The organism is Leeuwenhoekiella sp. NPDC079379, from assembly GCF_044542075.1.
GTDB lineage: Bacteria > Bacteroidota > Bacteroidia > Flavobacteriales > Flavobacteriaceae > Leeuwenhoekiella.
Genome location: NZ_JBITTU010000001.1, coordinates 578026 through 594042, shown reverse-complemented (window position 1 = coordinate 594042; position 16017 = coordinate 578026). Strand labels below are relative to the sequence as shown.

Here is a 16017-nt window from a genome sequence, read left to right as displayed (position 1 = left end):
TTTATTGATTAACTAAAATCCATTTTCCTTTTGTTCTTGCAAAATAATTGTAGTCATACATTGCTTCAACCTGCGTTCCTGGTAAATAATACGTTCCTAAATACGATGCATTAAGATCAATTTCAAAAGTTTTTGAAGCTTTAGCTTTTAAATCAAAATAGAAATTTACACGGTCGTCTCGTATGTCTTTGTAGCGAGCATTGCCACTTGCTCCACCGCCAAGGCTTGTAAAACTCGTATTCACAATTTCCCAACCGCTCGGGAAAATCTGAGTTAATGCCACGTTATCTATTAAATTGAGAGAGGTGTTAGTTACTGTAATACGTGCTTTTATAGCGGTACCCTGACGTAACTGAGAAACATCAATGGGTTTATTTTGACCATCTAAAAACTGAGTGGAGACATTAAAATTACGTTGCTCTACAAGTTCTTTTCCTAACGGAAGTTGCCCTTGTTGAATGATACTTACGTAAACCCGATTGTTTTTATTGTTCTTTAAAGTTATCGTGTTTTTGCCTTCGGTGATCTTTAAACCCGCTCTAACAAAACCTTTTTCACTCTTTAAGGCTTGTTTCAATTGTGTTTGCAAAGTGGCATCAATAGATTTTCCGCCATTAGCCAAAAGCATTTTTGACAAACTCAATAATGCATAAGAGGTTGTTTGCGTGCTGTACCAGCCAGAAGTAGAAAGGTCTTTTGCGATAGAAGTTGCTAAATCTGTCTGTCTGGCATCAGCTAACAGTATCATAGTTTCTAAAGCCATTGCTTTATTGCGTAAAACAGAACCATAGGTAAATCTCAAATCGTCATTTTCTACAAAATTTAAATTGGCTTTTTTAGCGAGATCCTGTGCGACTTGTTTTTTACCTGCAAGAGCATAGGCGGCTGCCAGCCTCCATCTCGAATCATTTGTCAACGTGCCAGACTCCCTTAGACGATTCATCGCGGCCAGTTCTGGCTGTCCTGCAAGAGCCAATGTGTACAGGCGATACGCCTGTGTAAAACTGTTGTTGTAAGATGTTGCGCCGTTACGCCATTGTCGGGCGGCATTTTGTTGATAAGTCAACCAGTTTGATAAAAAGGTGATAGGAGGAGCAAATCCTTGTTTTTGAGCCTCAAGTATAAAATGACCGGCATAGGAAGTTGCCCACGCGTCAGAGTCGCGCTCACCAGGCCAATAGCTTACACCTCCAGATGTGTTTTGAAGCATGCCCAGACGGCTTATGGTAGCTTTGATATTCTTTTGCGTGTCTTGCTCCTGATCTGCATTTAAATCAAAAATGCTTGATAAATAAATCTGCGGAAATCCACTTGATGTGGTCTGTTCTGCACAACCATATGGGTAGCTAATCAAATACTGCAGTCGTTTTGTAAAATCTATTTGAGGTAAAGTAGAAAGTTCTACGGTTGCTGTATTGCTTGAGGGAACACCGAAGGTTTCAAAAGAAATTTCAGTTTCAGCATTAGGCTCTAAAGTATAATAGGTTGCCTTTTGTGTCAACGGATTGGGATTTTCAACATCTATTTCTACAACATACGAAGCTTTTTCTCCAGCCCCTGACACTGAAATCTCAAACTTTTCTACGCGATCTGAAGGAAGCACTTCAAATTCAAAATTCACAATTTGTTCTCCCGGCTCTTTAAACTGAATGGTTTTAGAAGTGCCGTTTTTCGCTTTAAGAGCACTACTTGTTTTCACAGTTATGCTAGCCTGTTTTACTTTGTTTTCCATAGCAAAAACGGTTACCGGAAGGGTAAGTTTTTCTCCCGGCGATAATTTGCGTGGTAGGGATGCCAGTACCATTAACGGCTTACTAACAGGTGTTGATTTTTCTACTTTACCATAAGCTCCGGTTATATTATTACCTGCAATTAGCATAGTGCGTACGGCTCCAACATAATTTGGCATATGCAGTTTATGAGTTGCGGTTGCTCCCGCCTCAAGATTAAACGGCCCTAAAAATTTTACCACAGGTTTAAAGCGATCTGCTTTTTTATTTTTTGCCCCTGCTGCTGCATCACCACCACCTATCGCATAAATATTATCTACACTGCCCGAGTATGCACCTATAACGTAATCGTAAATATCAAAGGTTTTTACACCCAGCGCCTGGCGTGCATAAAAAGCCTCATGTATTTTAGGAGTAGCAAAAGCGGTAAGGTCTAAGAGACCTTCATCTACCATAGCAAGTGTGTAGGTCATTTTTTTATTAGCGGCTTCACTTACTTTAATTGTAAAATCCTGTTCAGGTTTGAGAACCTTTGGCATTTTAAGTTGCGGTTTTAAAAGGGTTGCCGGGTTTTCTACCAGAAGCGGAATCACACCATAAAGTCTTATAGGCCTATCATTAAGTGTTTGTGCATGTTTTTGTAAAAGAGTAATGTTTACATAAACATTAGGAGCCATATCCTGAGTAATAGGGATTTTTACTGAAGTTTCTCCTTCACGAGTTTCTACCCAACTTTTACTCAATACCTGTGTGCCATTTTCAATACTTACCAGGGCGTTACTATTAGCATCTGACGGAAACTTAATAACCGCTTCATCACCTACTTGATAGTTTTCTTTATCTGAAGTAAAGACTAGCATTTTTGAGCTGTCAGAATCACCGGCAGGCGCATTGCTCCAATTGCGGTAGAAATATGTGATGAGCCCTGTTGCGTGACCAGATTCTTTATCAAGTATGCGTAAAAGATAACGCCCGCCTTCTTCTTCAGGAACATTTATTGTAGCCTGTGTTTTTCCTGAAGCATCTGTAGTTACTTCAAAATCTTTTATGGGTGTATAAACCGAACTATTCTCATATCGTGAAAGGTTATCACTGCCACGGCTAAACCACCAGCGCCATTCCATTTTAAATAATTGTACACGTAATTTGCGATTAGGAGCGGCTTTACCATCTGCCTGTACACTAGCCAGATCAAATTTTATATTTTCATCTGTAAAATAAGAGCCATATTTATGAGGTTCGGGAGCTTTTAAACCTACAAAGTGAGAGTAGGGCGCCAGTTCTTTAGTAAATACATCTATAGAAAAATCACCCCCGCCTTCAAAAACTTTAGTTAAGAACGTTGCTTGTAACATTCCGGGAGCTTTATCGCTTAAACTTATTTTTTTACTGAAATTTATGACCCCTTCATTTGACAGACTTTGTTGATCAAGCACAGGTAATTCAACTTCGTTAAAGCTGCGCACGGGATCTGTAAATTCATAATTTTTAAAGTTCTTAAAAGTGGCATTTACACTACGTAAGGTAGCGGTCATATCTATTTTAAGGTTTCGGGCAGGAGAACCGTGAAGCCAACTGGCGGCGGCAGAACCTTCAACCGGTTGTATAGTCGTTAGCATTTGCTTTTTAAAATCTAACTTTATCTTTAAGCGGTTTGGTTTTACAGTTGCTACCCGTAGGGTTTTATTAAAATTAACGCCTCCCACAGTTATAGTGGCATTCCAGTTTCCTGTAGGATCCGTAGATTTTGTAGATATCGGAAAGTAATAAAACCCACTTGTACTCCCACCAGCTGCACCTTTATTAGTAAGGGTAGAGCTTAAAACACTGCGCTGCACTAATTTGCCACGTGCATCTGTTACCTCGAGCTTTACAGGGTGTTCTTTAGGCAGCGGATTTGCCAAGTCGTTAAGTACAAAGCTTAGGTGAATGCTGTCGCCGGGGCGGTGTACGCCTCTTTCAGTATACATAAATCCTTGTAATCCTTTTTGTAGTGTAGCACCGCTTATATCAAAGTTACTAAGTGATAATGCGTTACCATCATCAAGTTTTGCATAAGCATAGTTATTACGATGTTTTGCTACAGCAAAAGCAACAGTTTTATCACTTTTGTAGGTTGCAAGTCCATCAAGATCTGTTTTTATTGTTTTTATGAGCTGCTGCTGGTAATTGTAGAGTTTAATTTCTACACCTATCTCTGGCTTTGCACTTATTAGGTTTGCAGTTATAAAATCATAAGTTCCGTTTTGACCTTCTTTTACGATAAGTCCCAGGTCTGATCCTATAACATTAGTAGTAGCAAAGCGCTCTTCATTAAAATATGCGGGATGGCAGGGATTGTCTTCTTCTTCCCAATTGTAAACGCGATCGCGCCAGCTATAGAGTTCATTATCCCAAAAACGCTCTTCCAGTTGGTCTTCATCATCTTCTGGGCCTGAGTGATAATACTCTTCATAGGCTTCTTCAAAATAGATATCTTCTTTAGTCTTTGAAGTCTTTGAAGATTTTTCGGTTGCTAAGCAGGGATACAAACTATATTCTTGATTAAAGCTAAATTCTACGCGGTATAATGCTCCGGGGTCTGCTTTAAAAAGCTCAGATAGATCAACGGCATAGGCTTTCCAAAGGCCTGTAGCCCCAACACTATTATTAATGAGCGGTATGGTTTTTTTAGCAACACGACGCCCAACGCGTTTTAAATCCCAGGATTCTGTACTGTTGAGGTTATTTGATTGTAGATATTGTAGCATGTTATTTTGGTAAACCTTTATAACACGTACATCCACTGCAGACAAGTTTACGGCTTCAAAGTAGATAGGCGTCTTCATAGAGGCTGGTAGAATGCTTCCTTTAGAAATGAGGCGCACCTGCGGCTTTAGTTGCTCAAATGAGATTTCTTGCGCGTATGTACTTTTTAAAATACCTCCAGAGCTATTTTTTATACCTTGGTTTAACGTTAAGTTTAACGTGCCACTAAGGGTTTGCCGCGGATAAATGTTTAAAATATTACCCTGAACTTCATAACGTAAGTCTGTAAGACTGTCTATTTGTACTAGTCCTTCAAAATTTTGATCCATTTGAAGCGGATCAGAAAAATTTACACTAACTGAAGTTTCCGGACTCAATGCACTAACGACATCTACTACTGTAAAATTTGATTGACCGGGAATATTGAGCGTGCTTTGACCTTGTGTACTGCTTTGAATAGCTTTGCCATCCCAAGAGATTCTAATTTGAGAATTCTCAACCTTTCTGCTAATACTATCTATTGTAAAATTGAAAAAAGTGCCTTCACTGTTTTCTGATGGAAAGTCTATACGCAATGCTTTTTCTTCCTGAGTAGAGCGTAGTATTTTTCGCGCATCTTCGAGAGCAATATAGTCTGATGTTTCTACAGACCCGGTTAAATATTGCCATTCTTTAGAATAGGACTGCAGATTCCCCAGATTAATTTTAAAATTAGGAGTAATGGTTTTAAAACTGAAGGTGTAACTTTTAAAATCAGGATTTACATTTTCATAAAAACGATTCAGCTTAAGCGTTACACTATACTCAGTATCTGGTTTTAAGTTTTTTTCGGGTTGAAAAATTAACGTAGTACCATTTTCTATATAAAGTGTTCCTTCGGTTTTCGGGTTTATAATTAAATATTCTGAAGGAATCTTTTGCGATAGCTCAAACTGTGTCGTTTGTTTGGCCAGTTCTATTTGAATAGGCTTTGTTATTGATACGTTTCCAAAGGTGTTGTAGGAGATGTATTCTTTAAACCGAAAGATGTTATCTGTTTCCTTTGCTTTAGGGTTGCAACCACTTATAGATGCGAATATGAGTAAAACTATTAGATATGAATAGAATTTTTTAAGTAACCTCATTGCTTGTACGTTTTATAAATAGATCTCATTTGTAAAGTACCTAATTTCTCAGCATAGTAACGTGCGCCTTTCCAAAAATTTCTTAGCATTTATTTTAAATCACCTCCTCGCAGAAAAAAAGGAAATTCAATTGGCTTACTCTTTTTTAAGCATTTGTTCTTACAATTTGACCTTTAATATGCACTTTAACCGAATAAATATATAAAAACATCGATATAGTACACACATAGTAGAATTTTCAGAAAATGTAGGCAAATAGTTTTATCGATGAAACGCACTTTAGACAGCTCAAAAGTGTTAAAGTTTGATTTATTTATGTTAAAAAAGACACATATATCGATGAAATACACAAAATGACTGTTCAAAGGTTGTAGGAACAAAATGTTCATGCTATGTTTGCATCAACATAACTCATAAACCCCAAATCATGAGAACTTTTACAACTAGCCTTTTGGCACTTACTTTCGCATTATTTTTAACAAGCTGTTCGCAGGATGAAGAGCTAATGCCTACTCAAGAAGCAACATTAGAAATTGCGGCAGACCTCACTGTAGAAGAAGCATTTGCAGCAGAGATCTTACAAGAAGTTAATACGCATCGTACATCTTTAGGATTATCAGCACTTAAGAACAATTCAGATTCTAAAGTGAAAGCTGTAGAGCATACGAAGTATATGGCTACAAAAGGAACGATAAGCCACGATAACTTTTTTAAGCGTTCAGATTATCTAAAAGCTAAAGGTGCTGGTCGTGTAAGCGAGAATGTTGCCTTTGGATACCGTACCGCAGAAGAGGTTGTAGCAGCGTGGATCAAGAGTGAAGGACACAGAGAGGCCCTTGAAGGAAATTTCACACACAGTGGTATTTCAGTTGTAAAGAATGATAAAGGTACTGCCTATTTTACGCAGATCTTTATTACAAAATAAGCCCCCAAATCATACCCAAATCATAATTGATTAATTACATCTTTAAAAATTCCCCAAATTTTAAAATCCCCCACAAAGACCAATTCAATTACAATATTTAAAACATTTACAAATTCGAAGACTTTAAGTTGGTTTTGTTATGTTAGATGCAGCGGGCGGGGGCCTGCTGTTTCGCTTTTACCCACGGTATGGGATTTATCGATTTTTTAAACCTCTGTTGCTCGTATGTTTCAGAGGTTTTCTTCTTTTTCAAAGTGATACTCACGTTCAACCTTACAAATACGTATGCTGTATTTAGAATACCAGCGTTGTTTACCTATTCGCTGAGCCTCTTGATGCTGTAAGTTTTTTTTCCATTCGAGAATACTTTTTTGATCTTTCCAGTAGGATATGGTGATCCCTGTTTCATTTCTTGCGCTTTCCAGTCCTAAAAACCCTGGCTGTTGCTTTGCGAGACGCTCCATTTCTTCCGCCATCTCAGCATAGCCTGAAATGTCAGATACTAAAAGAGAAGTAAAAATCACCGCATAGTAAGGTTTATCGTACATCACCTAAATAGCTACTCATTATTTTTATAGATACCTAAGGTAAGTTCACCCTGATCATTCATATAAGCTCTGTACATTCCTTCGGTATTAAATTCCATAGAAGGATTACCATAGTGATCAAGAGCGACAATACCCCCTGTACCTCCCAGGTTTGTTAGTTTTTCCTGTATTACGTTTAGGGTTGCTTCTTTTAGCGGTTTGCCGGCGTATTCCACCTGAGCGCTAATGTCATAAGCAACCTGCCCTCTAATAAAATATTCACCCCACCCAGTTGATGATACCCCGCAGGTGTTGTTATTCGCATAGGTGCCAGAACCTATTATGGGGGAGTCGCCAATGCGATTGTAACGTTTGTTGTTCATACCTCCTGTAGAGGTTCCCGCAGCGAGATTCCCGGCTTTATCAAGTGCCACGCAACCTACGGTACCGAATTTTTCATCTTTAATAAACGGATCGTAAAATGCAGTTTTAGTCGCTGTAGAATCTTGTTTTTCTCGAGCCAATGTGCGCTGTAAAGCATCATATCTATTTTGTGTAAAGAAATAGGATGGGTCTACTAATTCAATATTATGCTCCTTAGCAAACATTTCAGCACCTTTACCACTTAAAAGCACGTGCTCAGAATTGGTCATTACTTCATATGCCAGATTTATAGGGTTCTTCACATTTGTTACCCCGGCAATTGCTCCCGCATTTAATGTTTTACCATCCATTATAGAAGCGTCTAATTCGTTGACGCCATCGTGATTAAATACAGCGCCTTTAGCTGAGTTGAATAATGGTGAGTTTTCCATAACATTTATGGTGCGTTGTACGGCTTCCAGGCTTGTGCCGCCATTTTCCAAAATTTTATATCCGGTTTGTATGGCTTCTGTTAGCGCGGCTTTATAGGCTTGCTCCAGAGAGTCTGTCATATTCTCTTTTAAAATAGTACCCGCACCACCATGAATTATAATGGCAAATTCCTGTTGCTTTTGAGTTGATTGCTGTTGCGGTGCTTCATTGGTTTCCTTTTGCTTGCATGACACGCACACTATTAAACCAATTAAGAAAATAGAAAGAGTTCTCATAGAATAAAATTAGATCTGTAAAGTACATAAAATCAAATTTTCATCAAATAGATAATGATATAGGTTTAGCTCTAAAAATCAATAGCAATTAATTTGTTCTTACATTTTGCCCTTGATTATGCATTTAAACCGAATAAATAAATAGAAAGTTCGATATAATACACAAATAGAGAATTATTTAGAAAATGTAGGTAAATTGTATTATCGATAAAAAACACTTTAGATAGCTGAAAAGTGTTAAAGTTTAGATTATTTATGTTAAAAAAGACAATAAAATCGATGAAATACATAAAATGACTGTTCAAAGGTTGTAGGAACAAAATGTTCATGCTATGTTTGCATCAACATAACTCATAAACCCCAAATCATGAGAACTTTTACAACTAGCCTTTTGGCACTTACTTTCGCATTATTTTTAACAAGCTGTTCGCAGGATGAAGAGCTAATGCCTACTCAAGAAGCAACATTAGAAATTGCAGCAGACCTCACTGTAGAAGAAGCATTTGCAGCAGAGATCTTACAAAAAGTTAATACGCATCGTACATCTTTAGGATTATCAGCACTTAAGAACAATTCAGATTCTAAAGTGAAAGCTGTAGAGCATACGAAGTATATGGCTACAAAAGGAACGATAAGCCACGATAACTTTTTTAAGCGTTCAGATTATCTAAAAGCTAAAGGTGCTGGTCGTGTAAGCGAGAATGTTGCCTTTGGATACCGTACCGCAGAAGAGGTTGTAGCAGCGTGGATCAAGAGTGAAGGACACAGAGAGGCTCTTGAAGGAAATTTCACACACAGTGGTATTTCAGTTGTAAAGAATGATAAAGGTACTGCCTATTTTACGCAGATCTTTATTACAAAATAAGCCCCAACTCATACCCAAAATCATAATTGATTAATTACATCTTTAGAAAACCCCAAATTTTAAAATCCCCCACAAAGACCAATTCAATTACAATATTTAAAACATTTACAAATTCGAAGACTTTAAGTTGGTTTTGTTATGTTAGATGCAGCGGGCGGGGGCCTGCTGTTTCGCTTTTATCCACTGCGTGAGACTTATCAACTTTTAAACCTCTGTTGCTCGTTTGCTTCAGAGGCTTTCTTTTTAGAAGCAGTAAAGATCCTGTTAGATATTCTAATAAATTGTAATTTTAGCTTTAAACACATTTGTTATGGCAATTGCAAAACCGTTCAATCTTACGCAATGGGTTGAAGAAAATCGAGATCTTTTAAAACCTCCCGTAGGAAATAAGAATCTTTATAAAGAGGCAGATGACTATATAGTCATGGTGGTCGCAGGACCCAATGCTCGTAAAGATTATCATTATAATGAAACCGAAGAGCTTTTCTATCAGTTAGAAGGTGAGATTGAGGTTCACGTACAGGATGATGGTAAAAAGCGTACGATGAAACTGGGACCTGGCGATATGTATTTACACCCTGCAAAAGTGCCACATTCACCTGTGCGAAAAGAAGGATCAATAGGATTAGTGGTAGAACGTAAGCGCGCTCATCTAGAAGGTAGAGACGGTTTATTATGGTTCTGCGATAACTGCAATCATAAATTATACGAAGTCTATTTTCCGCTCAATGATATTGAAACAGATTTTCTAAAGCACTTTAAAGCGTTCTACGGAAGCAAAGAATTGCGCACCTGCGATAATTGCGGTAGCGAGATGGAGGCAGATGCCAGATTTACCGTTTAAAAGAACAAAAAGATTTGATTAAGTGCGCTCTTTGGCGCACTTTTTTATTTATGAATCTGCTAATAAATGCTTTAGAACCCTCTATTGATTTAGTAACTTCGGAGATATAAATTACATTTAATTAGAAAACCACAATATAATGGCTAAACACCAAATACATACAGCAATTAGAGATGCACTTAAGGCCTTAGAAATAATGCCTGAAAATCCCGGGACATCAACTGGCTCTGCGTCATCAAGTGAAGGAGAAGCATTTGACTCAGTCTCTCCCGTTGATGGAGCGACCATTGCAAGCGTCACACAAACCACTCCCGATGAGTATGAGCAGGTGGTTCTAAAAGCACAGGAAGCCTTTAAAACGTGGCGTACTATGCCCGCACCTTTGCGCGGAGATATTGTACGTCAATTTAATGAAGAGTTACGACGCTTAAAAGAACCTTTAGGTAAACTAGTTTCTTATGAGATGGGAAAAAGCTATCAGGAAGGGCTGGGAGAAGTGCAGGAAATGATAGATATCTGTGATTTTGCTGTGGGACTTTCCCGTCAATTACACGGCTTAACAATGCACAGTGAGCGTCCCGGTCATCGTATGTATGAGCAATACCACCCATTAGGAATTGTAGGTATTATTTCGGCATTTAATTTCCCGGTTGCCGTATGGGCGTGGAACACGGCTTTAGCCTGGGTGTGTGGGGATGTTGCAATCTGGAAACCTTCAGAAAAAACGCCGCTTACCGGTGTTGCCTGTCAAAAAATTGCAGCTCGTGTTTTTGCTAAAAATAAGCTGCCTGAAGGTATTTCGTCTTTGATTAATGGAAACTATAAAGTAGGTGAACTGATGACTCAAGATGAGCGCGTACCGCTTATCTCTGCTACAGGTTCTACCCGAATGGGAAAACAGGTTGCTCAAACCGTAGGCGCACGACTGGGTAAATCACTTTTAGAATTAGGCGGAAACAATGCCATAATTGTAACCCCTGATTCAGATTTAAAAATGACGGTTATAGGTGCTGTTTTTGGTGCTGTAGGCACTGCCGGTCAACGTTGTACCTCTACACGTAGATTAATTATTCACGACAGTATTTACGATAAAGTAAAAGATGCAATTGTTGCTGCTTACGGGCAATTACGAATAGGAAATCCTTTAGATGAGAAAAATCATGTAGGTCCGGTAATAGACAAAGACGCTGTAAAGAATTATAAGAATGCACTTACTAAAGTTGTCGAAGAGGGTGGAAACCTTCTTGTGAAAGGTGGTGTTCTTGAAGGTGATGGCTTTGAAAGTGGTTGTTATGTAAAACCTGCAATTGCAGAAGCTGAGAATCATTTTGAAATTGTACAGCACGAAACTTTTGCACCTATTCTATACATTATGAAATACAGCGGAAACGTAGAACACGCAATAGATTTACAAAATGGAGTTCGCCAAGGGCTTTCTTCTGCTATAATGACAAATAATTTGCGCGAAGCAGAACGATTTTTGAGTGTAATGGGTAGTGATTGTGGGATTGCTAATGTAAACATAGGAACCAGCGGAGCTGAAATAGGCGGAGCCTTTGGTGGTGAAAAAGAAACCGGTGGTGGTCGTGAAAGCGGTTCTGATGCCTGGAAGGTATATATGCGTCGTCAAACAAACACGATTAATTATACAACAGAGCTTCCGCTGGCACAAGGAATTAAGTTTGATTTATAATGTATAAGATGCAAATTTGACTATCATAACTATATAAAAATTAAAACTGAAAGTCAAAATGAGCCTGTCGAAGTTTATTAAATTCGTTATCAAATGGTCTTCGACATGCTCAGACTTTCAATACTTACTAGATTATAAGCAAAGGTGTTTTTTATTTTCCGGCAAACAAATAAACCAATCCAAAAATAAGGAGTACTGCCAGTATAGCCAGAAATATCTTCCAGAACGAATAGGGTCGTTTCCCTGAGATGCTTCCATTTTCTCCATTTACAAAAAAACTGTACTCTTTATTCTTATAGCGGTACGCACTTATATAAACCGGGAGTAAAATATGTTTAAAGGTTTCTTCCTCAAGATTTATGTCAAGCCTGCTTATTTGTTGTTCATCACCCCCAATGTCGCGTCGTGCCCAGCTGTTTGCAATGCCGCGCATTTCTTCTTGTGATTGTAAATGACCATTTTTTAGAGGAATGGTATATTTTTCAGTTACAAAACCTGATAAAAAACTGCTCTCAAAAGGTTGTAATTTTTTTAAATCCCATAACGATACACCTTTTGGAACTTTATCGGTGTGTTGTTTAGAGGCACTTATTAAGGTGTCATCTATAAAACCTTTGATAGAGCCGCTTGCAGGTGACCATCTGGTTTTGCGCACCCGTCTGGTTTGTCTTTTTCCGTTACTGTCTTTATAGGTTTGCGTTTCATAATAATAATCGCCTCGCTGGCCGCTGTAGTTTCCGTAGAGTTGTGCATCAAAAGTCCAGTAGGGTAAATACAAACCTTTAGTGAATTGAGGATCTAGCGTGGCTTTTTTCAAATCATCTGGTGCCCACCACAATCCATTAACCCATTTTTTAAAGCGTAAAATGGCTTCCTGTTGTGCGATCTGAAAAGGCAATACTGCTCCGGGTAAAATCCATTGTTCAGTTTTTGCATCTTCCCGAATAAGCGGTGTCCCGCAATATACACAGTGCAGCGATTTATAATTTTCTTCAATATGCTGATTTGCACCACAATTCTTACAGTGTAAAATGCTTATTTCTTCACTATTTGCCTGGCTGCCTTGATTCTGTAAATACTGTCTAAGAGGCAATTCTTTAATAGGATCTGTGTCTAGATTTATGTGCTCTTCATGACCACAATACTCACAGGTTATACTGGTGGTGCCGGGCTTATATTTAAGCTCAGCGCCACAGTTTTTACATGCTTTTTTAAGTTCAGATTTTAAAATAGTGGGTTCAGACACGCTGTAAGTGCTATTTTAAATTAAACACCGGGTAATGGTGGAGGTGTGTTTCCGCCTAGAAACGATTTAAGCTCTTCTACTTCTTGTAAAGGCTTCCATTCTGTTAAACCTTGTTTCCAGATTAAAGAATCTCGATTAATCGTGCGTGAAGCAAAAAGTGCCTGTAACTGTTCAAAACTTACAGGGCCTTGCTGCTGGCTGTTGTGCGCATAAAAATATTGAGTTGCAGCCGGCATAGGAGGTGGTGTTGCCGCCGCTTGCGGCTGCCTTGCTGCTTGTGGTGCACCACCCAGCATCGCACCACCCATTTGTTGTGCTAAGGCAAAGCCCATACCCATGCCCATACCGGCACCTGCTGTGCCACCATCATTAGCAGCAGCAGCTTCAATAGCTTTGGCTGTTTTAAATTTAGTGAGCTTATCAAGATCCAGCTTATCTATACGGCTATACTCAAAGATTTCTTTTTTAAGCTCTTCGGGCATAGATACGTTCTCGATGTAGAATTTTTCTAGCGAGATGCCTACACTCAAAAACTCAGGCTGCATTACTTCTTTGCAGGTTTCTGATAGTTCTGTGGTGTTAGCCGCGTACAATTCTATAGGTAGTTTTGCTTCGCCTACGGTGTCTGTAAACCGCGTTGCTATTAGACTTTTTAGGTGTTCATTAATTTCAAAGTTTGTAAAATTATTATCTGTACCTACAATGTCTTTAATGAATTTTCCGGCGTCATTTATGCGGAAGGCATAGGTTCCAAAAGCGCGTATTTCTACCAGACCAAAACGGTCATCGCTAAGTGTAATTGGGTTTTTTGTGCCCCACTTTTCGTCTGTAAATAAATGAGTGTTTAAGAAGTATACCTCTGCTTTAAACGGACTGTCAAAGCCATATTTCCAACCTTTGAGAGTAGATAAAACAGGAAGGTTTTGAGTATTTAATGTATAGGTGCCGGGAGTAAAAACATCTGCCAGTTGCCCTTCATTTACAAAAACAGCCGTTTGACCCTCGCGTACAATGAGCTTTGCATTGTTTTTAATTTCGTTTTGATAGCGCTCAAAACGGTGCGCAATTGTGTCATCTGTATAATCGAGCCATTCAATAATATCTATGAATTCGTGACTCAGTTTTTCTTTAATTGTGTCAAATATTCCCATAGTTGCTTGTTTTACAGATTTATGCTTCTTTTTAAGTTAGTAGTAGAAATCTTATTATTGTTTCAGAAAAATAACATTTTAATTTCTTCCTTCTTCGTTAGGATATAATTTATAAAGAGGTTCGCTTTGCCAAAATTGTTTTGAATCAACATCTAAGATTGAGAGTTTTCCTTTAAAAGCTGCACCGGTATCTACATTCCACACATTAGCCATTTGAGTGGGTATGTCTCTATTTATTCTGGTAACAGGGGTGTGGCCTATATAAACTTCCTTATGATGAGTTAGGCGTTTAGGATACTCAAGATTATCTTCTTGAAGGGTTTTGTCTAAAGCTACTGCCATTTCCCAAAAAGTGCGATCCCAGTAAAATACTGTTTTGTGGTGCTCATGTTCTGGCCCATTGTGATTTTGAAAACCTGCGTGCACAAACATTCGGTTTTGATCGTCTATATAGTAATCTTCGAGATTTTTATAGAATTCAAGATGTTCTGCTTTTTGCTCTTGAGAATATTCTTTATAAGAGTCTATCGTGCTTTTACCACCGTGGATAAGCCAGATTTCATTGCGTTTATCGGTCGTGAGCCATTCATAAACCAGATCGTCGTGATTGCCACGTATAAAAATACATTTATGTGTTTTTGATAGCGAAATAAGAAAGTCTATGGTTTGTGCACTTTCACTCCAGCCATCAACATAATCACCTAAAAAAAGAAGTAGATCATTTTTTGAAACCATTGCGTTTTGAAGTACTTGTTTTAAACCTTTAAGGCCTCCGTGAATATCGCCTATTGCAAGTGTGCGTGTCATTAGTTGTATTTTACTTTTCGTAAGATTCGTAAGTTTTCTTTATATGCGTTATAAAGTTTTTTACCGAATTTTCGTAAAAACGGATATAAACTTTCAAGCTTTTCTAGTGCAGACTCAAAACCATTTAAATAGCATATTAGATAAGTTGCAGGAAGATTGTAAAGATCTTCAAGTTCGCCTTTATTTAATTCCTTATTCGCTAAAACCTTGTTGAGAATGCTTGTGTTGTTATTATAGATATGATATAACAGTTTTTGATCATATTTAGGAGGTTCAAAAACAAGATTGTTATTAATTACATAAGAACCATTTTCTTTAAAATAAATAGTTAGCTCTTCTAATGGGTAGTATTTATAGCTGTTTTGTACGCCAAGCAAAACATATTCTAGAATACAAAATTTATCATCATTCATTGTGATAGAAACCTCGTCTAGAGCTGAATAAAATAAACGTACTTGCTCGTTAATGAGCTCAATGTCAACCCTACTGTAATAGGTGTTTCCTTTAATTATTTTTTTAGTTCCTGCCCAGCAGACGACAAATTGTTCTTTAAAAACCCTGTAATCTGTAAATAAATCTGCGTGACGCACATTTATAAAGTCAATCACACCGTCTAATGTGTGCTCTATGCTGTTGTGCGCATGCTTTTCAATCGCTTCAACAACGGTGCTGTTTACATCGCTCAGCTCGCTTTTAAATGATTTAGGCATAGAGATGCTTCCGTCTCTGTAAAAGACCGTACCTCCCCAATACTTCCAGATATTTTTTTTGAGAGCTGTGAGAAGATTATTCGGTTTAATGGTAACGAGACCCACCACCATATCTTGTGGCAGATGTGGAAACGGAATATTTTCATAAGAAACTAAAGGAGGGTTATCTAAGTAGGCATTAATAAGATTTTGAATTTTACTGTCGTCAAAAAACGGAACCCCAGTAATCTCATTACCTTCATCTTCAACACCAATAACGATATAACTGTTGTTTTTTGGGTTTGAGTTAGAAAGTGCACAAACGTGTTTTAAAAACTTAGCCTTACCTTCTTTATTACCTATTTCTACTTTACGCTTTTTGTCATAAAAACTGTTCTCATCACTATGGGCGAGAAGATTTTTAATAAGTAAGCGTTTGTTGATCATTTGCTTATTGCAATTATTATTTTTATTGCTATTAGTTTAATCAAATTTACTTCCTCGTATTTCTGAATTCTTTAAATAGTCTGAGAATTTACCCAATTGATCTATTAAATCCTGAGTCTCCTCATTAAAT

General features: G+C 38.0%; 11 protein-coding genes. 4 read left to right on the top strand and 7 right to left on the bottom strand.

The genetic code is table 11. The features are described from left to right. Position 1: 1 nt before the first annotated feature. Entirely contained in the window at positions 2 to 5602 is a 5601-nt protein-coding gene (locus ACIGAM_RS02550) for an alpha-2-macroglobulin family protein (RefSeq protein ID WP_396509889.1), read from the bottom strand. A 427-nt stretch (positions 5603 to 6029) separates the two neighbouring features. Here ACIGAM_RS02550 and ACIGAM_RS02545 point away from each other — a divergent pair, with 427 nt between their 5' ends. Beyond that, on the top strand, positions 6030 to 6527 hold the full coding sequence (locus tag ACIGAM_RS02545; RefSeq protein ID WP_396509888.1) for a CAP domain-containing protein: 498 nt from the start codon (positions 6030 to 6032) through the stop codon (positions 6525 to 6527). Positions 6528 to 6757: 230 nt separating this feature from the next. On the opposite strand, the gene ACIGAM_RS02540 is transcribed toward ACIGAM_RS02545, so the two are convergent. Both ACIGAM_RS02540 and ACIGAM_RS02535 read right to left on the bottom strand, forming a co-directional pair. Continuing rightward, a complete protein-coding gene (locus ACIGAM_RS02540) occupies positions 6758 to 7075 on the bottom strand; it encodes an antibiotic biosynthesis monooxygenase family protein (protein ID WP_396509887.1) in 318 nt (105 codons plus the stop codon). An 11-nt stretch (positions 7076 to 7086) separates the two neighbouring features. Then, a complete protein-coding gene (locus ACIGAM_RS02535; protein WP_396509886.1) occupies positions 7087 to 8145 on the bottom strand; it encodes an isoaspartyl peptidase/L-asparaginase family protein in 1059 nt (352 codons plus the stop codon). Between the two features lie 367 nt (positions 8146 to 8512). Here ACIGAM_RS02535 and ACIGAM_RS02530 point away from each other — a divergent pair, with 367 nt between their 5' ends. The 3 genes from ACIGAM_RS02530 to ACIGAM_RS02520 all read left to right on the top strand — a co-directional run bounded on the left by ACIGAM_RS02530 (position 8513) and on the right by ACIGAM_RS02520 (position 11547). Then, positions 8513 to 9010 carry a CAP domain-containing protein gene (locus tag ACIGAM_RS02530; protein ID WP_396509885.1) on the top strand — a complete coding sequence of 166 codons (498 nt, stop codon included), beginning with the start codon at positions 8513 to 8515 and terminating at the stop codon, positions 9008 to 9010. 310 nt (positions 9011 to 9320) lie between these two features. After that, on the top strand, positions 9321 to 9854 hold the full coding sequence (locus ACIGAM_RS02525) for a 3-hydroxyanthranilate 3,4-dioxygenase (protein WP_396509884.1): 534 nt from the start codon (positions 9321 to 9323) through the stop codon (positions 9852 to 9854). 139 nt (positions 9855 to 9993) lie between these two features. Further along, positions 9994 to 11547, top strand: coding sequence for an aldehyde dehydrogenase family protein (locus ACIGAM_RS02520; protein ID WP_396509883.1), 1554 nt, complete (start codon positions 9994 to 9996; stop codon positions 11545 to 11547). Between the two features lie 151 nt (positions 11548 to 11698). Here the strand turns inward: ACIGAM_RS02520 and ACIGAM_RS02515 are convergent, their stop codons facing one another. The 4 genes from ACIGAM_RS02515 to ACIGAM_RS02500 all read right to left on the bottom strand — a co-directional run bounded on the left by ACIGAM_RS02515 (position 11699) and on the right by ACIGAM_RS02500 (position 15887). After that, entirely contained in the window at positions 11699 to 12793 is a 1095-nt protein-coding gene (locus ACIGAM_RS02515) for a DNA helicase PriA (protein WP_396509882.1), read from the bottom strand. A gap of 20 nt (positions 12794 to 12813) precedes the next feature. Further along, positions 12814 to 13944, bottom strand: a complete 1131-nt coding sequence (locus ACIGAM_RS02510) for an SPFH domain-containing protein (protein WP_396509881.1) — start codon at positions 13942 to 13944, stop codon at positions 12814 to 12816. A gap of 78 nt (positions 13945 to 14022) precedes the next feature. After that, positions 14023 to 14751, bottom strand: coding sequence for a metallophosphoesterase family protein (locus tag ACIGAM_RS02505; protein ID WP_396509880.1), 729 nt, complete (start codon positions 14749 to 14751; stop codon positions 14023 to 14025). Continuing rightward, the gene (locus ACIGAM_RS02500; protein WP_396509879.1) at positions 14751 to 15887 is read right to left on the bottom strand and encodes an ATP-binding protein; all 1137 of its coding nucleotides are present in this window, start codon (positions 15885 to 15887) and stop codon (positions 14751 to 14753) included. Before ACIGAM_RS02500 ends, ACIGAM_RS02505 begins: the two co-directional genes overlap by 1 nt. Positions 15888 to 16017 lie beyond the last annotated feature (130 nt).